The sequence below is a fragment of the Actinospineispora acaciae DSM 45401 genome, assembly GCF_000620785.1.
In the GTDB taxonomy this organism is placed as follows: Bacteria; Actinomycetota; Actinomycetes; order Mycobacteriales; family Pseudonocardiaceae; genus Pseudonocardia; species Pseudonocardia acaciae.
On sequence record NZ_JIAI01000009.1, the window covers coordinates 319,347 to 342,615 of the forward strand.

Annotated in this window: 21 protein-coding genes and 1 pseudogene; 9 read left to right on the forward strand and 13 right to left on the reverse strand. The window is 72.6% G+C overall.

Translation table 11 applies throughout. The annotated features are described in order from the left end of the window. Positions 1–7: 7 nt before the first annotated feature. Positions 8–766 (reverse strand): SDR family oxidoreductase, encoded by a 759-nt coding sequence (locus tag N912_RS0133550; protein ID WP_028925854.1) that lies wholly within the window; start codon positions 764–766, stop codon positions 8–10. Between the two features lie 73 nt (positions 767–839). After that, the gene (locus N912_RS0133555) at positions 840–1,178 is read right to left on the reverse strand and encodes an ArsR/SmtB family transcription factor (protein WP_028925855.1); all 339 of its coding nucleotides are present in this window, start codon (positions 1,176–1,178) and stop codon (positions 840–842) included. Positions 1,179–1,312: 134 nt separating this feature from the next. Here N912_RS0133555 and N912_RS56300 point away from each other — a divergent pair, with 134 nt between their 5' ends. Continuing rightward, positions 1,313–2,752: an MFS transporter gene (locus tag N912_RS56300; RefSeq protein ID WP_156994211.1), complete on the forward strand. Its 1,440-nt coding sequence runs from the start codon at positions 1,313–1,315 to the stop codon at positions 2,750–2,752. On the opposite strand, the gene N912_RS0133565 is transcribed toward N912_RS56300, so the two are convergent. Then, positions 2,665–3,795 carry an MFS transporter gene (locus tag N912_RS0133565; RefSeq protein ID WP_169748002.1) on the reverse strand — a complete coding sequence of 377 codons (1,131 nt, stop codon included), beginning with the start codon at positions 3,793–3,795 and terminating at the stop codon, positions 2,665–2,667. The genes N912_RS56300 and N912_RS0133565 overlap by 88 nt on opposite strands. 132 nt (positions 3,796–3,927) lie before the next feature. After that, a complete protein-coding gene (locus tag N912_RS0133570) occupies positions 3,928–4,974 on the reverse strand; it encodes a LacI family DNA-binding transcriptional regulator (protein ID WP_028925857.1) in 1,047 nt (348 codons plus the stop codon). A gap of 180 nt (positions 4,975–5,154) precedes the next feature. Here N912_RS0133570 and N912_RS0133575 point away from each other — a divergent pair, with 180 nt between their 5' ends. From N912_RS0133575 to N912_RS0133585, 3 genes are all read left to right on the forward strand, one after another. Further along, a complete protein-coding gene (locus N912_RS0133575) occupies positions 5,155–6,006 on the forward strand; it encodes a hypothetical protein (protein WP_245645597.1) in 852 nt (283 codons plus the stop codon). A gap of 142 nt (positions 6,007–6,148) precedes the next feature. Next, positions 6,149–6,904 (forward strand): ArsR/SmtB family transcription factor, encoded by a 756-nt coding sequence (locus N912_RS0133580; RefSeq protein ID WP_028925859.1) that lies wholly within the window; start codon positions 6,149–6,151, stop codon positions 6,902–6,904. A 156-nt stretch (positions 6,905–7,060) separates the two neighbouring features. Beyond that, a complete protein-coding gene (locus N912_RS0133585) occupies positions 7,061–8,455 on the forward strand; it encodes an MFS transporter (protein ID WP_028925860.1) in 1,395 nt (464 codons plus the stop codon). Here the strand turns inward: N912_RS0133585 and N912_RS0133590 are convergent. From N912_RS0133590 to N912_RS0133605, 4 genes are all read right to left on the reverse strand, one after another. After that, the gene (locus N912_RS0133590) at positions 8,421–9,953 is read right to left on the reverse strand and encodes an AMP-binding protein (protein WP_245645599.1); all 1,533 of its coding nucleotides are present in this window, start codon (positions 9,951–9,953) and stop codon (positions 8,421–8,423) included. The genes N912_RS0133585 and N912_RS0133590 overlap by 35 nt on opposite strands. 34 nt (positions 9,954–9,987) lie before the next feature. After that, positions 9,988–10,701: a hypothetical protein gene (locus N912_RS60955; protein WP_028925862.1), complete on the reverse strand. Its 714-nt coding sequence runs from the start codon at positions 10,699–10,701 to the stop codon at positions 9,988–9,990. Between the two features lie 852 nt (positions 10,702–11,553). Beyond that, positions 11,554–12,507 (reverse strand): agmatinase, encoded by a 954-nt coding sequence (speB, locus tag N912_RS0133600; protein WP_028925863.1) that lies wholly within the window; start codon positions 12,505–12,507, stop codon positions 11,554–11,556. Between the two features lie 9 nt (positions 12,508–12,516). Continuing rightward, the gene (locus N912_RS0133605) at positions 12,517–13,974 is read right to left on the reverse strand and encodes a sodium:solute symporter family protein (RefSeq protein ID WP_028925864.1); all 1,458 of its coding nucleotides are present in this window, start codon (positions 13,972–13,974) and stop codon (positions 12,517–12,519) included. A gap of 119 nt (positions 13,975–14,093) precedes the next feature. Between N912_RS0133605 and N912_RS62600 the strand changes: the two genes are divergently transcribed. Then, entirely contained in the window at positions 14,094–15,596 is a 1,503-nt protein-coding gene (locus N912_RS62600; RefSeq protein WP_028925865.1) for a PucR family transcriptional regulator, read from the forward strand. A gap of 69 nt (positions 15,597–15,665) precedes the next feature. Here N912_RS62600 and N912_RS0133615 read toward each other — a convergent pair whose 3' ends face one another. Then, a complete protein-coding gene (locus tag N912_RS0133615) occupies positions 15,666–16,088 on the reverse strand; it encodes a PPOX class F420-dependent oxidoreductase (protein WP_028925866.1) in 423 nt (140 codons plus the stop codon). 100 nt (positions 16,089–16,188) lie between these two features. On the opposite strand from N912_RS0133615, the gene N912_RS56310 reads away from it, so the two are divergent. From N912_RS56310 to N912_RS0133635, 3 genes are all read left to right on the forward strand, one after another. Continuing rightward, positions 16,189–16,836, forward strand: a complete 648-nt coding sequence (locus N912_RS56310; RefSeq protein ID WP_156994213.1) for a TetR/AcrR family transcriptional regulator — start codon at positions 16,189–16,191, stop codon at positions 16,834–16,836. Then, entirely contained in the window at positions 16,833–17,819 is a 987-nt protein-coding gene (locus N912_RS63975) for a hypothetical protein (RefSeq protein ID WP_037067878.1), read from the forward strand. Before N912_RS56310 ends, N912_RS63975 begins: the two co-directional genes overlap by 4 nt. 136 nt (positions 17,820–17,955) lie before the next feature. Beyond that, positions 17,956–19,071 carry a hypothetical protein gene (locus N912_RS0133635; RefSeq protein ID WP_156994214.1) on the forward strand — a complete coding sequence of 372 codons (1,116 nt, stop codon included), beginning with the start codon at positions 17,956–17,958 and terminating at the stop codon, positions 19,069–19,071. Positions 19,072–19,077: 6 nt separating this feature from the next. Here N912_RS0133635 and N912_RS0133640 read toward each other — a convergent pair whose 3' ends face one another. Together N912_RS0133640 and N912_RS0133645 are read right to left on the reverse strand one after the other, a co-directional pair. Further along, positions 19,078–19,680, reverse strand: coding sequence for a response regulator transcription factor (locus tag N912_RS0133640; RefSeq protein ID WP_028925870.1), 603 nt, complete (start codon positions 19,678–19,680; stop codon positions 19,078–19,080). Then, complete coding sequence (locus N912_RS0133645; protein WP_211261494.1) at positions 19,677–20,891, reverse strand: sensor histidine kinase; 1,215 nt, start codon at positions 20,889–20,891, stop codon at positions 19,677–19,679. The genes N912_RS0133640 and N912_RS0133645 overlap by 4 nt, the downstream gene beginning before the upstream one ends. A gap of 207 nt (positions 20,892–21,098) precedes the next feature. Here N912_RS0133645 and N912_RS0133650 point away from each other — a divergent pair, with 207 nt between their 5' ends. Further along, complete coding sequence (locus N912_RS0133650) at positions 21,099–21,686, forward strand: hypothetical protein (protein ID WP_028925872.1); 588 nt, start codon at positions 21,099–21,101, stop codon at positions 21,684–21,686. Here N912_RS0133650 and sucD read toward each other — a convergent pair. Both sucD and N912_RS0133660 read right to left on the reverse strand, forming a co-directional pair. Further along, positions 21,676–22,560, reverse strand: coding sequence for a succinate--CoA ligase subunit alpha (gene sucD / locus N912_RS0133655; protein ID WP_028925873.1), 885 nt, complete (start codon positions 22,558–22,560; stop codon positions 21,676–21,678). The two genes, N912_RS0133650 and sucD, sit on opposite strands and share 11 nt — an antisense overlap. A 10-nt stretch (positions 22,561–22,570) precedes the next feature. After that, a pseudogene (locus N912_RS0133660) lies at positions 22,571–23,269 on the reverse strand (ADP-forming succinate--CoA ligase subunit beta); the annotation flags it as partial.

Genomic DNA, 23,269 nt, shown 5'->3' on the forward strand with positions numbered 1-23,269 from the left:
CTCCTTCTTAGACGACCTGCTCGGTGGGGCGCACCAGCATCTCGTTGACGGCGGTGCGGCGCGGCCGGGTGACCATGTAGACGATCGCGTCGGCGATGTCGGCGGGTTGCAGCGCGCCCAGCTCGGTGGCGGCGCTCGCGTTCGGGGCGTTGTTGCGTCCGTTGGTGGTCATCTCGGTGACGACGACGCCCGGCTCGACCAGCCCGACCCGCACGTGCTGTTCGGCCAGCTCCTGGCGCAGGCCCTCGCAGAACGCGCCGACCGCGTGCTTGGTCGCGGCGTAGACGTTGCTGGGTGGGGCGGTGACCTTGCGGCCGCCGAGCGAGCTGACGGTGACCAGGTCCGCGATGCCCCTGGGGCCGAGCGCGGCGGCGGTGAGGTGGGGGAGCGCGGCGTGGCTGGTGGCCAGGACGCCGTTGACGTTGACGTCCACCATCTTCCGCCACTCGGCGAGCACGGCGTCGCGGGCGCGCGCCCACATGCCGTAGCCGGCGTTGTTGACCAGGATGTCGATGCCGCCCAGGTCGGCGGCGACCCGGTCGACGGCGGCGCGCACGGCATCGGCGTCGGTGATGTCGACCTGGTAGGCGTGCGCCCGGCCGGCCGCTGAGTTGATCTCCTTGGCCAGGGTCTCCAGGCGGTCCAGGCGGCGGGCGAACAGGGCCACCGTGGCACCCTCGGCGGCCAGCGCGCGGGCGGTGGCCGCCCCGATACCGCTCGACGCCCCGGTGACCACCGCGGTCGTCCCGTCCAGCTTGCCGGCCATCGGCTCCACGCTCCGTTCGTCCGCGACGTCGTCCTGGGAGTGATCCTTGTCCAGTTCGGCGACGAGCGCAGCGTCACGACCCGGCGGTGTCGGAGGCTTCCTCGGACGCGCCGCGCAGCACGGAGTCGAGCAGGCCGGGGTAGCGGAGCTGCAGGTCGTCGCGGCGGAGCGTGAGCAGGTGCTCGCGGCCGTGCGGGCGCTGCCAGATCACCCCGCTGTCGCGCAGCACCCGCCAGTGGTGGGTCAGCGTGGACTTGGAGATCTCGGTGCTCAGCTGGGTGCCGACCACGCCGCAGGTGCGCTCGCCGTGCTCGGCCAGCACGCGCACGATCTCCAGCCGGATCGGGTGGCCCAGCGCGGACAGCACGTTCTCCAGCTTGATCTGGGCGGGGTCGGGGTGGCCGGTGATCACGCCGGCCAGTCTAGACGATAGTACGAACAAACGTGGACTCTCGAACTTGAGGGCCTCGACGAGAGTTGCCGTTCGACTGTACGTTAATTCTCGTACAGTCAGACCGTTGATCTCGATCGGGAGTTGGGACACGCATGTCGACCTTGTACCCGGAGTCCGGCTCTCGCCGGCTGGGGTGGAGCCTCGCGCTGTTCGCGCTGGCGCAGCTGATCTTCTCGCTGGACCTCAACATCGTGTTCGTCGCGCTGCCCGACATCGGGGCCGAGCTGGGCTTCTCCGCGCAGACCCAGCAGTGGGTGGTCAGCGCGTACGTGGTGTTCGCCGGCGGGTTCCTGCTGCTCGGCGGGCGGGCCGCGGACCTGCTGGGCCGCCGGCGGGTGTTCGTGGCGGCGCTCGCGGTGTACGCGGTGTCCTCGCTGGCCGGCGGGCTGGCGACCGGCCAGCTCATGATCGTCGTCGCCCGCGCGGTGCAGGGCATCGGCGGCGCGCTGCTGCTGCCGTCCACGCTGTCGTTGATCAACACGCTGTTCCGGGAGGGACGGCCGCGCAACCGGGCGCTCGCGGTGTGGGGCGGGGCGGGGGCCAGCGGGCTGACCGTGGGCGCGCTGCTCGGCGGCGTGCTGACCCAGCACTTCGGCTGGTCCGCCGTGTTCCTGGTGAATGTCCCGCTGGCCGGGCTGGTCGCGGTGGCCGCGCTGGCGGTGGTCCCGCCGGACCGGCCGGGCGGGCGGCGCCGGTTCGACCTGCCGGGGGCGCTGACCGTCACCGGCGGGCTGACCATGTTGGTGTTCGTGCTGGTGCAGGGGCCGGAGCTGGGGTGGGCCACGCCGGCGGTGCTGGGCGCGGCGGTGCTCGCGGTGCTGCTGCTCGGCGCGTTCGCGGTGATCGAGGCGCGCGGCGCGGACCCGCTGATGCCGCCGAGGCTGCTGGCGAACCGGGGGCTGGCCGGGGCGGTCGCGGTGACGTTCCTGTACATGGGCACGTTCGGCGCGCTGCCGTACTTCCTGACGGTGCTGTTGCGGACCGTGCACGGGCTGAGCCCGCTGTGGACCGGCCTGGCGTTTCTGGTGCCCTCGGTGGCCATCGCGGCGGGCACCCAGCTCGGCGAGCGACTGACCGCCCGGTGGGGCGTGCGCGCCACGCTGCTGGCGGGGTTCGGGGTGGGTGCCGTCGGTACGGCCCTGCTCGCGATCGGCTTCGACGCGGGCAGCGGGTACGCGGCGTGCGTGCCGGGGCTGGTGGTGTCCGGGGTGGCGCAGGGCGTGACCTGGACGGCGATGTGGATCGCGGCGGCCACCGGGGTCGCGCCCGGCCAGCAGGGGGTGGCGTCCGGGATGGCGTCGACCGCGCTGAACATCGGCAACGCGATCGGCCTCGCGGTGCTGATCGGGGTGTCCAACTCGGTGGCCGACGACGGGCGGGTCGCGGTGCTGCTGGCGGCGGCCGGGATGGTGGCCGGCGTGCTGTTGGTGGCCGTGGCGTTCCGTCAGTCCGCGCGCAGGGCCAGCAGCGCCGCGATGGCCAGCACCAGGGTGGACGCGGCGATCACGAAGGACAGCCCGGCCTGCAGTTGATAGAACGGCAGCAGGATGACCGGGGCCAGCGCGCCGCCCGCGAACCGGAACGCGGAGACCACCGACAGCGCGCCGCCCCGGTTGTCCGGCACCGCGCGCATGGTCAGGTTCTGCATCGCCACGTTCAGCAGCGAGGCCGCCGCGCCGGCCGCCGTCCAGATCACCGTGAGCTGCCAGCCCGAGCCGGTCAGCCCGACCGCCGCCACGAAGCCGGCGGTGACCACCGCGCCGATCACCCCGCACCACCGCGCGCTGACCTTGTTGATCAGCATTCCCCACACCGCACCCAGCACCATGCCGGCCACCCCGAAGCCGAGCAGCACCACGCCGGTGACGTCCGGGCGCAGCCCCAGGTGGTCCTGGGCGAACAGGGCGACCAGGAACGGCAGCGACGCCGAGCCGAAGTAGGACACGAACGCGGCCACCGACAGCAGCGCCATCGGGCGGCTGAGCAGCGGGCGCCAGCGCGGGGCCGCCGCGCCGGGCCGGGGCGCGCCCGGGGGAGGGGCCAGCGCGAGCAGCCCGGCCGCCACGGCCACCGCGACGAACCCCCAGCGCCACGAGCTGGCCGCCGCGATCCCGCCGATCAGCGGCGCGAACGACTGGCCGGCCGCCTGGCAGCTGGCGTAGATGCCCACCGACTGGGTCAGCCGGTGCCGGGGCACGATGTCGGCCAGCCCGGCCAGCAGCAGCGGCGAGGTGAACCCGTTGGCGAGGCCGAGCAGCGCGCGCATGGCCAGGAACACGGTGATGTTGGGGGCGAACGCGGCGGCCAGCGCGCCCACCACGAAGACCAGGTACGCGCCCAGCACGGTGTTGCGCCGGCCCCACCGCTCGCCGAGCGTGCCGGAGATGAGCTGCACCGCCGCGAACGGCACCAGGTACACCGTCAGCGACAGCGCCGAGGTGTGCGTGGACACCCCGAGCGACTCGCCGATCTGCGGCAGCATCGGTGACACCACGCCGCCGCCGAGCGGGCCGAGCCCCGCCCCGACGTACACGGCGCCGACCCGGATCCGCCTACGCAGCGTTCGGGGTCCCATCTCCGCCATGCTGGAGCCGGCAACCGGTCGCGACACCGCGTCCATAGCGCCCCCCGAGAGTGGTTGCAGCCGAGCCGACCTTCCCCCGGGTCAGGCTCCCAAGCTCCATCCACCCTAGACCGTTAGCGGGGCTTACGATTGTGGCAATCCCGACATGGGGCGGGCGGTGGACTCCCGCACCACCAGCTCGACCGGGTCGGCGACGACCTCGGCGATCGGCTCGTCCGGGCCGAGCTTGGCCACCATCTCCAGCGCCCGGCGGCCCAGCTCCTCCAGCGGCATCCGGATCGTGGTCAGGCCCGGGACCAGGTGGCTGGCCAGTGGCATGTCGTGCACCGCGATCAGCGACAGGTCGCGGGGCACGCACAGGCCGGCCGCGTGCGCGGCGTGCAGCGCGCCCACCGCCGAGGCCACGTTCGACACGAACACCGCCGTGGGCGGGCGGGGCGCGCACAGCAGCCGGTCCAGCGCCGCCGCGCCACCGGCCGGGGTGTAGTCCGCGTGCACCATCAGGTCGGGCTCGACCCACAGGCCGGCCGTGCGCATCGCGGCCAGATAGCCCGCGCGCCGACGGCTGCTGGTGTCCGCCTGCTCCGGGCCGGCCAGGTGCGCGATGCGGCGGTGGCCCAGCGAGATCAGGTGCTCGACGGCCATCCGGCCGGCCCGCTCATCGTCCAGGATCACGTAGCGCGACCCCTCCAGGGTGCGGTTGACCAGCACCCACGGCACCTGCGAGGCGCGCAGCTGGGCCAGCGCGTGGCCGGAGTCCTCGCCGGCCAGCAACAGCCCGTCCACCCGGCCCTGGCCGAGCAGCGTGAGGTAGTGGTCCAGGCTGAGCCGCACGCCGGCCGAGCTCGCGGTCATCAGCCCGTACCCCAGCTCACCGGCCGCCCGCTCCGCGCCCTTGATGATCTCGGCGAACACCGGGTTGGCGTAGTCGGGGACGAGCAGCCCGAACATGTAGGCGCGCGAGGTGCGCAGGCTGCGGGCCGCCACGTTCGGGCGGTAGCCGAGCTGCTCGATGATGTCCCTGACCCGCTGGCGGGTCTCCGGGCGCACGCTCAGCTTCGGGTCGTTGTTGATCACTCTCGAGACCACCGACCGATCCACGCCGGCCTGCATGGCGACGTCGTTGAGAGTGACCTTGACCGGCCTGGCCGGACTCACATCGCTGGACATCGGCCCGCCTTCCCCCGAAGACTCGTTGCCCGTGCGGCACAGGTGATATCACGATTCGACGGCCAGTGGTGGGCACGCCACGACTTCGACGCGCTCGTTGACCGTTTTGTTCAAGGAATCATGCTGCGAAACGGTGACGATGGCGAGATGCGTTTCGACATGGGCGAGACTGCCCGCTTCATGACGACCCATGCACGGTTGCTGGATCGCCGCCGCTTCGATCTGGTCACCGGGCGCGGGTCGGCGGACGGGGCGCTGTGGGCGCTGGCGGGCTACCGCAACGCCGACGGCGGGTTCGGCTGGGCGCTGGAGCCCGACCTGCGCTCGCCGGAGAGCCAGCCCGGCGGCGCGCTGCACGCGTTCGAGGTGCTCGAGGAGGCCGGCCCGCGCACCAGCGAGCTGGCAGGCCCGCTGTGCGACTGGCTGGCGTCGGTGACGCTGCCCGACGGCGGGTTGCCGTTCGCGCTGCCGGTCACCGAGCCGGCCGGTTCGGCGCCGTGGTGGGTGGGGGCCGACCCTGGCGAGTCGTCGCTGCACATCACCGCCGCGGTGGCCGCCGTGGCGCACCAGGTGGCCCGGCACGACCCCGTGGTGGCCGGCCATCCGTGGCTGGCGACGGCGACCGAGTTCTGCCTGCGTCGCATCGGCGAGCGGCAGCGGCCGGAGAGCACGCTGGAGCTTCGCTACGCGCTGTCGTTCCTGGACGCCGTCCACGACACGCACCCGGAGGCCAAGGCGGAGCTGCACCGGATGGCCGCGTTCGTCCCGGCGGACGGCACGCTCGCGGTCGAGGGCGGCGTCGAGGGCGAGGCGCTGCACGCGCTGGACTTCTCCCCGCTGCCCGACCGCCCGCTGCGCGAGCTGATCACCCCGGAGGCCGTCCGCGCCGACCTGGAGCGGGTCTTGGGGCAGCGCCGGCCGGACGGCGGCTGGGTCGTCGACTTCGCCACCCAGACCGACGCCGGCGCGCTGGAGTGGCGCGGCTACGCCACCGTCGCCGCCGTCAAGCTCCTGCTGGACCACGAGGACTAGCCCGGCATCGTGCCTGGTCAGAGGCCGTGAGTGGTTAGGGGTGCCATAGCACCCCTAACCACTCACGGGTCATGACCAGCGGAAACGGGCGTCGGCGACGATTCGGCCGTCGCCGAACCATGTCGGGGCTAGCGTCGGTGACATGAACGTGAATGCCCAGCCCGTGCTCGGTGATGTGGAGATCGCGTCGGTGGGTGCGCTGCTCGCGGACCCGGCGCGGTGCCGGATCCTGATGGCGCTGCACGACGGGCGCGCGCTGCCGGCCAGCGTGCTCGCCGACGAGGCGGGGGTGTCCCGGTCGACGGCCAGCGGGCATTTGGGCCGGCTCACCGCGGAGGGGATGCTGTCGGTGGAGAGCCACGGGCGGCACCGGTACTTCCGGCTGTCCGGGCCGAAGGTCGGCGAGCTGCTGGAACGGATCATGGAGCTGGCGCCGGCCCGGCCGGTCCGGTCGCTGCGGGAGGGGACCAGGGCGGCGCAGCTGCGCGCGGCCCGGACCTGCTACGACCACCTGGCCGGGCGGCTGGGCGTGGAGCTGATGGCCGGGCTGTTGGCGGCCGGGCACCTGGAGGGAGGGGATGGCCGGTATGCCAGCGGGGACGGGCCGAGGGGGTACGGGCGGGGCGTTGACTACGCGGTGAGCCGCTCCGGGTGGGAGTTCCTGGACGGGGTCGGCGTGCGCGTCCCGGACGGGGACCGCCCGCTGGTGCGCTACTGCGTGGACTGGAGCGAGCAGCGCCATCACCTGGCCGGTCGGTTGGGGCGCGGGCTGCTGGACAGGTTCCTGGACGCGTCCTGGGTGCGCAGGCGGGAGGTCGGGCGCGGCGTGCGGGTGACCCCGGACGGGCGGGCCGCGCTGGCCGAGCTGTTCGGCATCGACTGGGAGGCGGCCGCGTGAGCCCACGACGAGAAGTGCCCAGCAGAACCACTGCGAACGCGCTCCACGCCGAGCGCAGCGAGGCAGGTGTCACAGCGTGAGCCCACGACGAGAAGTGCCCAGCAGAACCACTGCGAACGCGCTCCACGCCGAGCGCAGCGAGGCAGGTGTCACAGCGTGACGGAGCCGGCTCTCGGACGCCAACGGCTGGCGCTGGTCGCGCTGTGCCTGGGGTTCTTCGTGGTGCTGTTGGACGCCACGGTGGTCAACGTCGCGCTGGAGGCGATCCGGGCGGACGTCGGCGGCACGCTCGGCGACCAGCAGTGGATCGTGGACAGCTACACGCTGGTGCTGGCCGCCGGGATGCTCGGCGCCGGGTCGGCGGGGGACAGGTTCGGGCCGCGCCGGGTGTATCTGGTCGGCCTGCTGGTCTTCGCGCTGGCCTCGGTGGGGTGCGCGCTGGCGCCGGGCATCGGGGCGCTGGTCGTGGCCAGGGCCGTTCAGGGCGCCGGGGCGGCGGCGCTGCTGCCGTGCTCGCTGGCGCTGATCGTGCGGCAGTTCCCGCACCCGATGCAGCGGGCGCACGCGCTCGGTGTCTGGGGCGGGGTGAGCGGGATCGGCCTGGCCTCCGGGCCGGCGCTGGGCGCGCTGCTGCTGGCGACCGTGGGCTGGCGGGCGATCTTCCTGCTCAACGTGCCGGTGTGCGCGGTCGCCGCCGTGCTGCTGTGGGCGTTCGTGACCGAGGGCGACCGGCGGGCCGTGGGGCGGTTCGACCTGGCCGGGCTGGTGTTGGGCACGGCGTCGCTTGGTTGCCTGACCGCCGGGCTGATCGAGCTGGGCCAGCGGGCGGCGGGGGCGGTTCCGTTGCTGGTGCTGTCCGGCGGGTGCCTGCTGTTCGGGCTGTTCGTGCTGGTCGAGGCCCGGCACCCGGCGCCGATGGTGCCGGTGGGCATGTTCCGGCGCCCGGCGTTCTCGCCGGCCGTGACCGTCGGGTTCCTGTTCAACTTCTGTCTGTACGGCGCGCTGCTGTGCGTGTCGCTGGTGTTCCAGGCGTACCTGCGGCTGCCGGCGTTCCAGGCCGGGCTGCTGGTGCTGCCGATGACCGTGACGGTCGCCGTCGGCGCGGCGCTGAGCGGGCGGCTGACCGCGCGGTACGGCCCACGGCGGCCGATGATGCTCGGCTACTGCTGCGGGGTGGCCGGGTCGGTGGTGACGGCGGTCGGTGGCACGGCGGGCTCGCTGCCGGTGATGGTGGCCGGCGCGACGCTGCTGGGGTTCTGCTCGTTCGCGATGCCGGCGATGACGTCGGTGGTCATGGCCGCGGCGGACCCGGAGCGTCCCGCGCTGGCCAGCGGGGTGCTGAACTCCGCGCGCCAGACCGGCGGGGCGCTCGGGGTGGCCGCGCTCGGCGCCCTGCTCGCCGCGTCCGGCCCGACCACCGCCGCGCTGGTGCCTCCGCTGGCGGCCGTGGTCGTGGCCTACGGCGTCGCGGCGGCCTGCACGCTGGTCGCCACCCGGCAGGCCCGCCCGGCGGCGGTCACGGCCAGTACGCGGCGCGGATCCGGCGCTTGAACAGCTTGCCGGACTCCTCCCGGGGCAGCTCGCGGTCGATGACCACCACCTTGGGCACCTTGTAGCCGGCCAGGTTCCGGCGGACGTGCTCGCGGATGTCGTCCTCGGACAGGCCACTGGCCGGGTCGGTGTCGGCGTGCACGGCCAGCGCCTCGCCCCACTCCGCGTCCGGGATGCCGAACACCGCGACGTCGCGCACCCCGGGCAGGGTGATCAGGCACTGCTCGATCTCGGCCGGGTAGATGTTCACCCCGCCGGAGATGACCATGTCGTTGATCCGGTCGCTGAGGTAGAGGAACCCGTCCCCGTCCAGCCAGCCGCCGTCGCCGATGCTCAGGTAGCCGTCGCGCTCGATCTCGGCGCGCTTGGCGTCGTTGCCGATGTAGGTGAAGTCGGGCCAGGCCGGGCCGGGGCGCAGGTAGACCTCGCCGACGGTGCCGGTGGGCGCCTCGGTGCCGTCCGGGAGGTAGACCTTGACGTCGCAGCCGTCCAGCGGGCGGCCCACGGTGCCGGGGTGGGCCAGCCACTGCGCGCTGTCGCAGGCCACGATCGCGCCGGTCTCCGAGCCGCCGTAGTACTCCAGGATGATCGGCCCGAACCAGTCGATCATCCGCCGCTTGACCTCGGGCGCGCACGGCGCGGCGGCGTGCACGACCGCGCGCAGCGAGGACAGGTCGGCGGCGCGGCGCTCGTCCTCGGGCAGCGCGAGCAGCCGGACGAACATGGTCGGCACCACCTGGGAGTGTTCAATGCGGTGGCGGGCGATCGTGGCCAGGAACTCGCGCGGGTCGAACCGGGGCATGATCGTCACGTCGATGCCGGCGGCGACCGCGAACAGCGCGTGCGCGTTGGGCGCTGTGTGGTAGAGCGGCGCCGGGACCAGGGTGCGGTACTCGGGGGCGAGCCCGAACGCGCGGAAGATCCGCTCGGCCTGCGCGTCGGACTGGTCGGGGGCGAGCGGCTTGCGCAGGATGCCCTTGGGCTTGCCGGTGGTACCGGAGGTGTAGATCACGCTCAGCGGCGCGGTGGGCGGGGTGTCCACCCGGTCGGTCTGGCCGGCCAGCCAGGCCTCCAGCTCGGGGTACCGTCCGGTGGCGGTTGCGGTGTCGGGCAGGCGGTAGGCGCGGCGCAGCGCCGGGCTCGGCTCGACCTCGACGATCGGGATCGGCCGCCGCAGCGCCCCCTCCGCCGTGGGCACCAGGTCGGCGTGCACGAACGCGGCCGTCGCGCCGCTGTCGGTGAACAGGTGCGCCAGCTCGGCGCCCTTCCAGTGCCAGTTCACCGGCACCGGGACCGCGCCGAGCAGCGCGACGCCGATGCTGATCTCGACGAACTCGATGTCGTTGCGCATCATCACCGCGACCCGGTCACCGGGTACCACCCCGAGACCCTTGAGCCCGGCGGCGATGCGAGCGGCGCGCTCCATCGCCTCGTCCCGGCTCCACGCCCGGTCCCCGCAACGGATCTGTGGCCCGGTCATGGGCTCTGGCCCGGTCATGTGCGCAGTGTCACACAGTTCACGGGCGTGCGCCTCACAGCTTGTTCAGGAACCGCAGCGACCGCTTGAGGTAGGCGCGCGGGTTGGTGTCGAGGTGCTTCGCCCACGGCGGGTTCGACTCGCCGCGCAGCCAGGCGTACTGGGCCAGCCCGTAGCCGAACATCCGCTCGTCCAGGTAGCCCAGGCGCTGGGTCCGCCAGCCCTGGTTGTTCTGGGAGAAGCGCAGGGCGGCGTTCGCGTTGAACACGCCGAAGCCCAGGTACACGGTCAGCAGGTCGGTGAGCGGCTCGTGGTCGCGCTCGTGCCCGGTGACCCGGTACTCGCCGATCAGCCGCTCGTGGCCGAGCTCGTGCGCGATCGTCGCCACCAGCGCCGTCGGGTCCGTCGCCTGGGTGCCGCTGACCGCGATCACCGTCCGGCCGTTCTCCCTGCGGTAGTGCCCGGCGGCGCCGTGGAACGGGCCCGCGCCGAAGTACGGGCTGTTGCGGCGCAGCTCCTCGTCGCTGTCGGTGAGGTACTCGAACTCGACCCGGTCCGGGTCCACGCCCATGTAGAGGCACACCCGGTCCAGCACCAGGCGCACGTCGTCCTCGGTGCCCTGGTACGAGCCGGGGAAGAACTCGTCGGTGGGCAGGATGACCTCGCGGTTCAGCGGCATCGTGCCGAACTCGCCGACGAACCAGCGCATGGACCGCTCGATCCAGTTCCGCTCGTCGGTCGTGACCGGGCTGCGGGCGGTGCCCCACATCGTCGACGGATCCCCTCGCCACCCACGCAATCAGTGCACTACATAGGTTACCTCGTCGAAACGAATGCGTGATCACGGCGGTTGGCACCGATGAAATTGCAGGTATAGTTTCGTATCTGGATGCTGGGCGGCCGGCTCTTTCTCCAGCGGCCGACCGCCCAGCACCCGACTACGGCATCAGCGATGCCTGTTCCAGATCGCAAGTGCTAGCTGACCGAGCCATGCGGCGATCCGGACGACCGCGGCGGTGATGGTTGCCCGCGTGAGCAGCCTTTCGCCGTCGCGGTCTCGCTGGGCTCGGTAATGCTGTGCCCTGCGTCGGCGTGCCATCGGCGCGCACCTCCTTCCTATCGAGAAAGCCCCGGGCCCCGGGGCCGGGGTGACGGGCCGATCCGGCGCCACCGGTTCGCGTCGGAAATGGCGGCCGGCACCTCAACTCGATACGAAGTACCGGTAACCCTACGGCACCCTTGCGGTGCCAAACAGCGCTGAGATTTGCGCAAATCGGCGCAGGTAGGGGCGGGTCGACGGCAAATGCGAGCACCACAGCGGCCGGCGGGGTCACCCGGCCGCACCACACGGACCCACGGGCGCTCACCCGCGCTCATCAGTACCGTCAGTAACGCTCTGTCATCACAAACAGGGGCCCATTGGTGCGTATGCACGTTCATATGTCCGTGCATTAAACGTTGATCAGTGATGTAAATCACATCACGGATCGTGTTGTAGCTGGTCGACGTTTTCCGTATTACTTTCTCATGACTCGCTCAGCTACGCACTGTTCCGATCGGGTTACTCGTTGCGTTATTCGACGGCCCGGCGGAATTACCGTGTGTTGCCACTCCGCCACCTTCAGCTCGATTTCTTGAGGGCGAGCAGGGTCACCAGGTCGTACACCACGTGCGACGCGGCGATCGCGGTGATCTGGGCGTGGTCGTAGGCCGGGGCGAGCTCCACCACGTCGGCGCCGATGAGGTTGGTGTCCTTGAGCCCGCGCAGGATCTCCAGCAGCTCGCGGCTGGTCATCCCGCCGGCCTCCGGGGTGCCGGTGCCCGGGGCGTGCGCCGGGTCCAGCACGTCGATGTCCACCGAGACGTACAGCGGCCGGTCGCCGATCCGCTGGCGCAGCGCGTCCACCGTCTCGTCGATGCCCCGCCGCATCACGTCGGCGGAGGTGACCACGCCGAACCCGAGCCGCCGGTCGTTCTCCAGGTCGCGGGCGCCGAACAGCGGACCCCGGATGCCGACGTGGCACAGCGCGCTGGTGTCCACCACGCCCTCCTCGACGGCCCGGCGGAACGGGGTGCCGTGGGTGTACGGCTCGCCGAAGTAGGTGTCCCAGGTGTCCAGGTGCGCGTCGAAGTGCAGCAGCGCGACCGGGCCGTGCGCCTGGGCGGCGGCGCGCAGCAGCGGCAGCGCGATGGTGTGGTCCCCGCCCACTGTGACCAGTCGCGTGCCGCCCGCCGAGAGCGCCCGCGCCTCGTGCTGGATGGTCTCGATGGCCGCGCCGATGTTGAACGGGTTGACCCCGATGTCCCCGGCGTCCACGATCTGGGCGGCCTCGAACGGCGCCACCGCCAGCTCGGGGTGGAACGGGCGCAGCAGCCGGCTGGCCTCGCGCAGCGCCGCCGGGCCGAACCGGGCGCCGGGCCGGTAGGTCACCCCGCTGTCGAACGGCACCCCGAGCACCGCCACGTCGGCCCGCTCGACCTGGTCGATCCGGGGCAGCCGCGCGTAGGTGGCGAACCCGGCGAACCGGGGCACCCGCATCGAGTCGACGGGGCCGACGGGGGACTGCTCGGGCATCTGTTCTCCCTACTGGTTGACGGGCGCCGTGGGCGCATCCTCGGTGGAGTCGTGGCCGGCGCCGGCCAGCCGGTGGCGCCAGGCGGTCAGCACGTTCGAGTCGGTCGGCGGGGTGGCCAGGCTCACGGCGACGTAGACGACCAGGCCGGCGCCGAGGCCGTAGAAGATCGGCTCGTTGGCGTCGAGCCCCTTGACGACCATGGACACGATCGCCACCAGTGACCCGACTGTCATCGACGCCATCGCGCCGGCCCGGGTGCCGCGCGCCCAGAACAGCGCGCCCAGGATCGCCACCAGCAGCCCGCCGACCAGCACGTTGTAGGCCACCGTCAGCGCGGACACCACGTCGGTGACGACCATCGCGATGCCGATGGCCAGCGCGCCGAGCACCAGCGTGGTCAGCCGGTTGGCGTTCACCTCGGACAGCCGGCCCCATTTCTCGCGGCGCGACCGGGGGAGCAGGTCGGTGGTGGTCACCGTGGAGCAGGCGATCAGCGCGCCGCTGGAGGTGGACATCAGCGCGGACAGCGCGGCGGCCAGCACCAGGCCGCGCAGCCCGGTCGGCAGCAGCTCGCGCACCACGGTGGCGAACGCGTCCTGCGCGCTGCCCAGGTTCGGGAACAGCGCCTTGGTCGCGGTGCCGATCAGCGCACCGGCGATGCCGTACGCGACGCAGTACACGCCGGAGATGATCCCGCCCGCCGTGGCCACCCGGGGGGTGCGCGCGGTGAACACCCGCTGCCAGATGTCCTGGCCGATCAGCAGCCCGAAGCTGTAGGTGACCAGGTAGGCCAGGATCGTCGCGCCGCCGATCGAGGTGACCGAGAAGTAGGACGCGTCCAGCTTGGCGTGCAGCCCGCCGAAGCCACCCGCCGCGGCGACCGCGACCGGCAGCAGGATGAACAGGATGCCGATCGTCTTGATCACGAACTGGGCGATGTCGGTGAGCGTGATCGACCACATCCCGCCGAGCACCGAGTAGAGGACCACGATCGAGCCGCCGATCCCGATGCCCGCCGCGTCCGGCAGGTCGAACAGGACCTTGAAGATGGTGGCGAACGCGAGCGTCGAGGTGACCGTGAGCATCAGCGTGTAGACCCACATGACGATCCCGGAGATCACCGTGGTGGACCCGCCGTAGCGCAGGTCGAGCATCTCGCTGACGGTGTACACCCGCAGCTTGACCAGCCGGCGGGCGAACAGCGCGTGCAGCACCAGGATGCCCAGCCCGATGGTCACCACCAGCCACGCACCGGAGACGCCGTAGGTGTAGCCGAGCTTGACCCCGCCGACGGTGGACGCGCCGCCGAGTACCACCGCCGACATCGTGCCGGAGTACATGAACCAGCCCAGGCGCCGCCCGGCGACCAGGTAGTCGCTGCGGGTCCTGGCCAGCCGCACGCTGACCCAGCCGATGCCGATCATGCCCGCTATGTAGAGCGCGATCACCGCGTAGTCGGCACTCATCTGACCAGATGCCACGGTGTCCTCCTCGCTGGGGCTCGCCGTTCGGGTCACCGTAGAGGTGGTCTTTGTCGTGATGGAATGGGTTGGTTCGTCCCAGTTGCTCGTATTCTGTGGACGAAATGACTAAGGACACGGATTCGCTCGACGCACGGATGACGGTGCCGCTACGCACCGTGGTCGGGGATGTCGATCTCGCCGTGGACGTGGTTGACGAGACGCTGCGGCCCGGCGCTCTGGACCTGCCGGTGCGGTGGGCGCACGTCTGCGAGCTGCGCGATCCCGCGCCGTACCTGCTCGGCGACGAGCTGCTGCTCACCTCGGGGGTGAACCTGCCGACCGGGGCGGCCGAGGTGGACCGGTACGTGCGCGGGCTGCGGGCTTCGGGGATCGCCGCGCTGGGCTTCGGGATCACCCCGCCGATGAGCGCGGTGCTGCCCGACGCGCTGCGTCGCGCCTGCGTCCGGCACGGGCTGCCGCTGCTGGTGGTGCCCCAGCGGACCCCGTTCCTCGCGGTGAGCAGGGCGGTCGCGGTGGCGCTGGCCGAGGCCGGCCGGCGGGAGCTGCGCCGGATCGCCGACGCCCGCGAGGCGCTGACCAGGGCGGCCACCGACGGCCTCGACGAGCTGGCGCGGCGGTTGGCGGACCGGCTCGCCGGTTGGGTGCGGCTGCTGGACGCCGACGACCGGGTCGTGACCGAGCACCGGGTGCCGGCCCCGCCGCCGCCGGAGCTGGGCGGGCTGCTCGCGCACCTGCGCGCCGGCAGCGGCGTGCGCAGCGCCAGCACCGAGCTGGCGGACGGCAGCCACGTCGTGGCGCAGCCGGCGTATCCGCAGGCCACCTCGGAGTTCCTGGTGATCGCCGGGCGCGGCGAGCCGTTCGGCGGCGCGGAGCGGGCCATCCTGGCGGTGGGCGCCGCGCTGCTCGGCCTGGTCGGGCGCGGCGGTTCGGGTTCCGGTGACCTGGCCGCGTCGGCCACCGGGTTGCTGCTGGCCAGCGCCGGTCCGGGCGAGGCGGCCGCCGCGCTGCTCGGCGACGGGCCGTACCGGGTGCTCGCCGGGACGCCGTACCGTCGCGGGCCCGGCGTCGTCGAAGCCGGTTATCACTGGCTGCGGGCGCGGCTGGGCACGCCGCTGATCCAGGTCACCGAGGGGCCGGCGTTCACGGCGGTGGTGTCGTCGCGGTGGGACACCGCGCGGCTGGACGGGCTGCGCGCGGACGGCTGGCTGGCCGTGGCCGGCGGCTTGGTGCCGGCCGAACGGCTGCCCGGTGCGCTGGCCGAGGTGAAGGCGCTGCGGGAGCGGGCGGTGGCGTTGGGGCGCCCGGTGCTGGGCGGCGCGTCGGGGCTGGCCTCCGTGATCGAACCGACCGCCGCCGCCGGCTACGCCGCCCGAATGCTCGCGCCACTGCACTCGCTGGACGCTTCCCGAGGCGGCGAGCTGCTGGACACCCTGCGCGCCTGGCTGGCGCACCACGGCGGCTGGGACCGCACCGCCGCCGCCCTCGGCGTGCACCGCAACAGCGTCCGGCACCGCATCGGCCAGGCGGAGCGCGCGCTCGACATGGACCTGAGCGACCCGGAGACCCGGATGGAGCTCTGGTTCGCCCTGCGCTGGTCCCGCTGACCGCCGTACCCGTGAGTGGCTAGGGGTGCTAGAGGACCCCTAGCCACTCACGGGTCCTGACCAGGGATTTCACCCAGCGACGTTGCGGGACTCGCCGTTGGGGTTGTCCGGGTCGATGTGCCAGCTGATGATCCGGCGCGGGTGGATGCGGATGATCTCTTTGCTGAACCACTCCGGGTTCACCGGCGGGTCGTCGACGGTCAGGGTCTCGGCGTGGCCCCGGATCTCGATGCCTCGGCCCCAGCCCGGTTTGACCTCGCCGGGTTCGTCCGGGGTCATGTCGTCGACGAGCAGGGACACCTGGGGGTTGGCGAGCACGTTGCGGTACCGCCGGGACGCGGTCAGGTTGGGGCCGCCGGTGTCGATGGTGCCGTCGGCGTTGAGGCGGAAGCCGAGCGGGCGGACCTGCGGGGCGCCGTCGGGTCCGACGGTGGCCAGCCGGGCCAGGGCCTGGCCGGCGAGGTAGCGGCGTTCGATCTCGGTGAAGGTCATGCCGGTGACCCTAGAAGCTTGACATTAGTTGAGGTCAAGTTCGGTGTTGTTTGTTGACGGCTGGCTGGTCTATTTGACAGGTGTCAAGTACGGTGTGGTCATGGCTGATCTGGCGGCGGTCACCGGGGCGCCGCGGCGGTACCGGCCGGCCCCTCGGCGGGGGGAGCGGCGGCGCGACGCACTGTTGGCCGCGCTGCGGGAGCTGCTGGAGACGCGGCCGCTGGCGGGCATCAGCGTCGGCGACATCACCCGGGCGGCGGGCGCGACCCGCTCGGCGTTCTACTTCTACTTCCCGACCAAGGCCGCCGCCGTCGCCGCGCTGCTCGAGGACCTGTACCTGGGGCTGCTGGAGGCGTCCGGGCGGTGGCACGGCGTCGAGTCCGGGCGCGGCGACGACGAGCTGCGGGAGGGCTTCGACGCGGTGGTCGGCTATGCCCGGGCCAACCCCCGGCTGCTGGTGGCGGTGTTCGACGCGGTGGGCGGCGACGCCGAGGTGCGCGAGATGTGGCGGCACTGGATGCACGAGCTGGCGGTCCGGGTTGGGGAGAAGATCGCCAGGGAGCGGGCGGCCGGGCGGGCGCCGGACGGGGCGGACCCGGCGGTGGTGGGCGCCGCGCTGGTGGCGATGAACGAGCGCGTGCTGGAGTCCGAGGTCCGCGCGATCGTCCGGGGAGCCGCGGCGTCGGACGCGGTGACGGACGCGCTGTACGAGATCTGGCAGCGGGCGGTCTATGGGGGGCGGTCGTGACGTCGGCCTGGCCGGACGCGGTGGAGGAGATCCTGGACGGTGACCTGGCGGTCGCGCTGGCCCAGGTCACCCCGGCGCGCGGGGTGGTGCTGACCCCGATCACGAACTTCGCGCTGCGCGACCGGGGCGCGTCGACGGTGACGGTGCTCAGCTCGCTCGGGGCGTGGCGCAAGCTGGACCGGATGCGGCGCGATCCGCGCGTCGCGTTGGCGTTCCACACCCGGGCCCACGGGTTCACCGACCGCCCGGAGTTCGTCCTGGTCCAGGGCACCGCGTCGTTCTCGGCCCGGCCGGATCGGGCGTGGCTGGAGTCCATCGAGGACACCTGGGTCCGGTTCATGGGGCCGCGCGAGCTGGGGCCGGTGTGGGACAGGTGGATGCGCGTCTACCACTGGGAGCGGGTGGGGGTGCGGATCGCGGTGCGGCGGGTGACCGTCTGGCCGGACCTGGAGTGCCTTGGCGAGCCCGCGACGTTCGGCGCGCCGCCGTGCCCGGACTCGCCGTCCGCGCAGCGCGAGCCGGCGATGGGCACCGCACCCCGCGTCGACCCCGTCAAGGCGGCCGCCCGTGCCACCCGGCTGCCGCACCGGTTGCTGGCCTGGGTGGACGCGGACGGCTTCCCGTTCGTGGTGCCGGTCGGCTCGGTGTCGGTCGGCTCGGTGTCGGTCGGCTCGGTGTCGGGCCGGCCGGGCGGGGTGGCGCTGTCGGTCCCGCCGGGCCTGGCGCCGGCCGGCGGGCGCCGCGCGGGGTTGCTCTCGCACTGGTTCAGCCCCGGCGTGCTCGGCCAGCGGCAGCACGGCCACACCGGATGGCTGGCCGCCGAGCCCGGCGCGTGCGAGGTCGGCTACGCGCCGCACACCCACGCCGGCTACCACCTGCCCCCGTCGAGGCTGCTCTACCGCGCCCTGGTCGGCGGATTCGCCCGTCGCGGCCTGCGCCAGGCCCGCCGCGCCGGGTTCGTGGACGGACCTGTGAGTCGCTAGCGGCACTGCCACACCCGGGTTCATAACCACCAAAGCGGCTCGCCGGTATTTCGTGATTGGGCTCGTGGCTCATAGAGCCCGTCGGAGAACTCCTCGGTCACCTCCAGGAAGCCGTTCACCCATGCGTAGCACCACCATGAGTCGATGCGCCCTGCTCGCCGCGGTTCTTCTCTTCCTCCTGACGGCCCCGTTCGCTCCGGCCAAGGCCGCGACGCCGACGCCGCCCCCGCCCACCGCGACGGCGACACCCACCGCGACCACGGCCCCGAAGACCTCGCCCAGCGCCACGCCGACCGTCACACCCACCACCGCCCCGAAGTCCCCGACCTCGCCCACGGTGGCGGAAAGCTCGATCGCCTGCGGTTCGCCGGCCCCGGCCGCGACGTCCGCCAGCCCGTGCGCGGCGAAGGAGGAGTCGGTGAATGCGATCGAAAAGTCGTTCCCCAGGGCGGGTGCCGACTCCAGCGACGACGCGAGCACCAAGCTCGCCAAGGAGGTGCCCCAGGCGCACACGACGACGCGGACGTTGCTGCACGAGAAGGCGCCGCTGCCCGAGTCCGGCCAGAGGCCGTGGCTCCTGCCCGGGACCGACGACGCGGTCGGCCTCGACGTCACCAGACAGGGGCAGCTCGGTGGCGGGCGAGCGGTCGGTCCCGGACTGCGTGAGTACACCGGCGGCGATCAGGCCGCACGGACGGTCCTGCAGCAGCTGCCCGGCCAGAGCGTCCGCATCTACAAGGTCATCGACCGGCACACGGCGGCGCCGGGGGCGCCCACCGAGCTCAGCTTCCGGTTCCAGCGGGCATGCGGGCGCACATGCAGCCAGGCATGGCTGCTCTCCGACAGGTATCACTATCTCGGCTCGCGGGGAATCACCCTCATCGACCCGAGCAGGACCTCGGACATCATCGCCGAGGGCACCCCGCGCGGCTTTCTCACCGCACCCGCGGCGCGCGACGCGAACGGCGGCCCGGTCTCCCTGACCTGGGAGATCCGCAACGGGGACACCGTGGAGATGAGGGTGGACGACGGGCTGGCCGGCGTGCGCTACCCGGTCGTGGTGGACCCCCAGTGGTTCATCGGCCGCTGGCTGGCCAAGGGTTCGCTGCTGCTGGCGGCGCCCGAGGTCGCGGTGCCCCTCGCGGCGATCGGATGCGGCTACGGAATCGCGGTGGACTGGCAGACGACCGTCGGGCAGGTCTGGTACGAACGAGTGTGGCGCGCGGCGCTTGCGTGCCTGGTGGCGCTGTGACCGTCGTCAGATCCAGCCTTCCTCCCAGGCGCGGTGGGCGGCGGCGTGGCGGGTGGTGACGTCCAGCTTGGTCATGGCGGAGGAGAGGTAGTTGCGGACGGTGCCGGGTGCGAGATGGACCTGGGCGGCGATCTGGCCGGCGGTGGCGCCGGTTCGGGCGGCGCGCAGCACGTCGAGCTCTCGGTCGGTGAGCGGGCAGGCGTCCTCGGTGAGGGCGGACGCGGCGATGTCGGGGTCGACGTAGCGGCGTCCGGCCGCGACATCGCGGATGATCTCCGCCAGGCGGGACGCCGGGGTGGTCTTGGGTACGAAGCCGCTCACGCCCGCGGCCAGCGCCCGCCGCAGCACCCCTGGCCGCGCGTGGCGGGTGACCAGGATGATCTTCGTTGGTAGGTGCGAGCGGATCTGTTCGGCGGCGGACAGGCCGTCCGAGGGTGGCATCTCCAGGTCGAGCACGGCGATGTCCGGCCGGTGCTCGCGGGCCATCCGGACGGCGTCGGTGGTGGTGGCGGCCTCGGCGGTGACGGTGAGGTCGGGTTCGAGCTCCAGCAGCGCGGTCAGGGCGCCCCGGAGGAGGTCCTCGTCGTCGGCGATCAGCAGGCGGATCACCGCGGGCGGGGGCTTTCCGGGTGGGCGTGCGCGGGTGCCGTCACCGTCACCGGCAGTGACGCCGTGAGGACAAACCGACCGTCGGTCTGTTTCCAGGACAGCTGGCCGCCGGCGGCGGTGAGGCGGTCGGCCAGGGTGCGCAGGCCGGTGCCCTCGGCGGGTTCGGGCGGCGGGCCGGCCGTGCCGTCGTTGCTGATTCGCAGGCGCGCGAGGCCGTCGGTGACGCGGTAGTCGAGCTCGGCGTGCCGGGCCCGGCTGTGGCGCAGCACGTTGGTGGTGGCCTCCCGCATGACCAGGCCGAGCAGGTGGCGGCCGGGGTCGGGGAGGTCGGCGGCGGCGGGGTCGACGTCCATCCGGGCGGTGATGTCGGCGGCGGTGAGCACCTTGGCGGCGTTGGCCATCTCCTCGTCGAGGGTGGTGCGGCGGTAGCCCTGCACCACGGCGCGGGTGTCGCGCAGGGCGTCGGCGGCGAGCCGGCGTACCTCGCTCATCTCGGCGCCGGCGCGGTCCGGGTCGGTGCGGGCCAGCCGCGCGGCCAGCTCGCTCTTGAGCGCGATCACCTGCAGGTGGTGGCCCTGGATGTCGTGCAGGTCGGCGGCGAACCGCAGCCGCTCGTCCTTGACCGCGAGCTGCGCGGACAGCCGGCGGGCCTGGTTCAGCCGCTCTGCGACGTCCCAGGACCAGAGCATGCCCACCATGACCCACACGACCAGCGCGACCATCCCGGCCGAGAACGCCGCCGCGTATCCGGCCGATCCCGATCCCGAGGCCATGATCCCGCCGAGGGCGCCCGCGCCCAGGATCGCCGCGGTGACCAGCGCCCACCGGCGCCGGGCCGGCAGGAACGTCACGGCCACCGACACCATGGTCGCGGGCGGCACCGACCACAGCTCGTAGTTCCGCGCGGCCAGCAGGAACCCGCCGAGGGCGGCCGCCGCCACGCTCCCGGCGGCCAGCCAGGCGATCGGCGCGCGCTCGTGCCCGACATCGGCCGCACCAGGCGCGACGCCGGCATCGGGCGTGTCGCCGGGCGCCTCGGCCAGCCGGCGCGCGAGCACCACCGCGCAGGCCACCACGGTGACGGCCAGCGCGACCGAGGCGGCGACCCTGGCCACCACCGGCGGACCCGGGCGCAACAGCCAACGGCCGACCACGAAGATCAGCAGGAACGCGGTGGTGGCGAGCAGGCTCCACCACGTGTAGCGGCGCAAGCTCGTCAACCCCGCCCGGGGATGGCCCTCGCCCACGCGGTCATTGTCGCAGCAACGGGGCGCCGGACCTCGGCCGATGACAGTTGTCATGAGGCCCGGTGACATCCGCACGGCACCGCGTGCGGTTCGGCACTACTGGTCCGAGGCCCGCCTCGCCAGCCTGGACTCCGGTAGAAGCCACACCCGAGCACCGGAGGACGACGCGACATGAGCACGACGACCACGGCACCCGCCCGCCGGCGATGGACCGGCTGGCGATGGATCGGTGCGCTGACGAACCGCTGGCCCACCGCGCTGGCGGTCGGGTTGACCGCCTTGACGTGGGGTGGCGGCGGGTCGGACGCCGAGGTGGGCGGGCTGGGGGAGACGCTGTTGTTGTTGCCGCTGCTCTACCTGGTGGTCGCGACGACGCGGCGGCCCCGCCTCACGTGGCCGGTGGCCGTGGCGGGGATCGCGCTGGTCACCGTGCTGCGGATGCTGGACGTGGTCGCACCGTCGACGGTCCTGGTCCTGCTCGCGCTGCTGGGCCTGCTGTGGGGCGTGGTCGACGGGCACGGCCACGGCCACGGCATGGTCCGCGTCCAGGCCGTAGGGATGATCGTTTTCGGCGCGCTGGCGCTGGTCGGCCTTGCGGTGGACCCGGCCCTGGGGCGCTACCTGGTCGCGGGCGGGTGGTTCGCGCACGGCGTCTGGGACTTCGTCCACCTGCGGCTGAACAGGGTGGTGGCGCGCTCCTTCGCCGAGTGGTGCGGGGTGGTGGACGTGCTCATCGCCGTCCAGTTGGTCATGGGCTGAGCACGTGTCGTACCAGGCGGGCGGTTTCGCTGGGGGTTTTGCCGACCTTCACCCCGGCGGCTTCGAGGGCTTGTTTCTTGGCTTGGGCGGTGCCGGTGGAGCCGGAGACGATGGCGCCGGCGTGGCCCATGGTTTTGCCTTCGGGTGCGGTGAATCCGGCGACGTAGCCGACGACGGGTTTGGTGAGGTTGTTGTGGATGTAGTCGGCGGCGCGTTCTTCGGCGTCGCCGCCGATCTCGCCGATCATGACGATGGCGTCGGTGTCGGGGTCTTGTTGGAAGGCGGCGAGGGCGTCGATGTGGGTGGTGCCGATGACGGGGTCGCCGCCGATGCCGATGGCGGTGGAGAACCCGATCTCGCGTAGTTCGTACATCATCTGGTAGGTCAGGGTGCCGGACTTGGACACCAGCCCGATGCGGCCGGGGCCGGTGATGTCGGCGGGGATGATCCCGGCGTTCGACTTGCCGGGGGAGATGATTCCGGGGCAGTTCGGGCCGATGATGCGGGTCTTGTTGCCGGTGGCGACGGCGTGCGCCCACATGTAGGCGGAGTCGTGCACGGGGATGCCTTCGGTGATGACCACCGCCAGGGGTATTTCGGCGTCGATGGCCTCGATGACGGCGTCCTTGGCGAAGCGGGGCGGCACGAACACCACACTGACGTCGGCGCCGGTTTCCTTGATCGCTTCCTCGACCGTGCCGTACACCGTCAGGTCGCGGCCGCCGATGCTCGCGGTCTGGCCGGCTTTGCGGGCGTTGACCCCGCCGACGATGTTGGTGCCGGCGGCGAGCATCTTGGTGGTGTGTTTGGTGCCTTCGGCGCCGGTCATGCCCTGCACGATGACCTTGCTGCGCTCGTTCAGAAAGATCGACATCGGTTTGTCCTCACGCCCCCACAGTGCCGGCGGCGGCCAGTTCGGCGGCCTTGTCCGCGGCATCGTCCATCGTGCCTACCAACGTGACCAACGGATGGCTGGCCTCGGTCAGGATGCGTCGGCCTTCGACGACGTTGTTGCCGTCCAGGCGCACCACCAGCGGTTTCGTCGCCGCCGGCCCGAGGATCTTCAGGGCTTCGACGATGCCGGTGGCCACCGCGTCACACGCGGTGATCCCACCGAAGACGTTGACGAACACCGCGCGGACATCCGGATCCGACAACACCACGTCCAGCCCGGCGGCCATCACCTCCGCCGACGCGCCACCACCGATATCCAAGAAGTTCGCCGGGGCGACGCCGCCGTGGCGCTGCCCGGCGTAGGCGACCACGTCCAGGGTGGACATCACCAGCCCGGCGCCGTTACCGATGATCCCGACCTGCCCGTCGAGCTTGACGTAGTTGAGGTCCTTCGCCTTCGCCTTCGCCTCCAGCGGGTCCTCGGTGCGGGCGTCGACCAGATCGGCGTGACCGGGGTGGCGGAACCCGGCGTTCTCGTCCAGGGTGACCTTGCCGTCCAACGCCACCACATGATCCTGTGGGTCGCGCACCAGCGGGTTCACCTCGACCAGGGTGGCGTCCTCGGACACGAACGTCTCCCACAGCTTGACGATCACATCCGCCGCCTGATCCGCCACCGCCGCCGGGAT

Coding starts and splice junctions, on each gene's coding strand:
- N912_RS56300 (WP_156994211.1), top strand. CDS start 1,313: ATGTCGACCTTGTACCCGGAGTCCGGCTCTCGCCGGCTGGGGTGGAGC.
- N912_RS0133550 (WP_028925854.1), bottom strand. CDS start 766: ATGGCCGGCAAGCTGGACGGGACGACCGCGGTGGTCACCGGGGCGTCG.
- N912_RS0133615 (WP_028925866.1), bottom strand. CDS start 16,088: ATGACCTTCACCGAGATCGAACGCCGCTACCTCGCCGGCCAGGCCCTG.
- N912_RS0133565 (WP_169748002.1), bottom strand. CDS start 3,795: ATGGGACCCCGAACGCTGCGTAGGCGGATCCGGGTCGGCGCCGTGTAC.
- speB (WP_028925863.1), bottom strand. CDS start 12,507: ATGCCCGAGCAGTCCCCCGTCGGCCCCGTCGACTCGATGCGGGTGCCC.
- N912_RS62600 (WP_028925865.1), top strand. CDS start 14,094: ATGACTAAGGACACGGATTCGCTCGACGCACGGATGACGGTGCCGCTA.
- N912_RS0133635 (WP_156994214.1), top strand. CDS start 17,956: ATGAGTCGATGCGCCCTGCTCGCCGCGGTTCTTCTCTTCCTCCTGACG.
- N912_RS0133580 (WP_028925859.1), top strand. CDS start 6,149: ATGAACGTGAATGCCCAGCCCGTGCTCGGTGATGTGGAGATCGCGTCG.
- N912_RS56310 (WP_156994213.1), top strand. CDS start 16,189: ATGGCTGATCTGGCGGCGGTCACCGGGGCGCCGCGGCGGTACCGGCCG.
- N912_RS0133590 (WP_245645599.1), bottom strand. CDS start 9,953: ATGACCGGGCCAGAGCCCATGACCGGGCCACAGATCCGTTGCGGGGAC.
- N912_RS60955 (WP_028925862.1), bottom strand. CDS start 10,701: ATGTGGGGCACCGCCCGCAGCCCGGTCACGACCGACGAGCGGAACTGG.
- N912_RS0133605 (WP_028925864.1), bottom strand. CDS start 13,974: ATGAGTGCCGACTACGCGGTGATCGCGCTCTACATAGCGGGCATGATC.
- sucD (WP_028925873.1), bottom strand. CDS start 22,560: ATGTCGATCTTTCTGAACGAGCGCAGCAAGGTCATCGTGCAGGGCATG.
- N912_RS0133650 (WP_028925872.1), top strand. CDS start 21,099: ATGAGCACGACGACCACGGCACCCGCCCGCCGGCGATGGACCGGCTGG.
- N912_RS0133570 (WP_028925857.1), bottom strand. CDS start 4,974: ATGTCCAGCGATGTGAGTCCGGCCAGGCCGGTCAAGGTCACTCTCAAC.
- N912_RS0133575 (WP_245645597.1), top strand. CDS start 5,155: ATGACGACCCATGCACGGTTGCTGGATCGCCGCCGCTTCGATCTGGTC.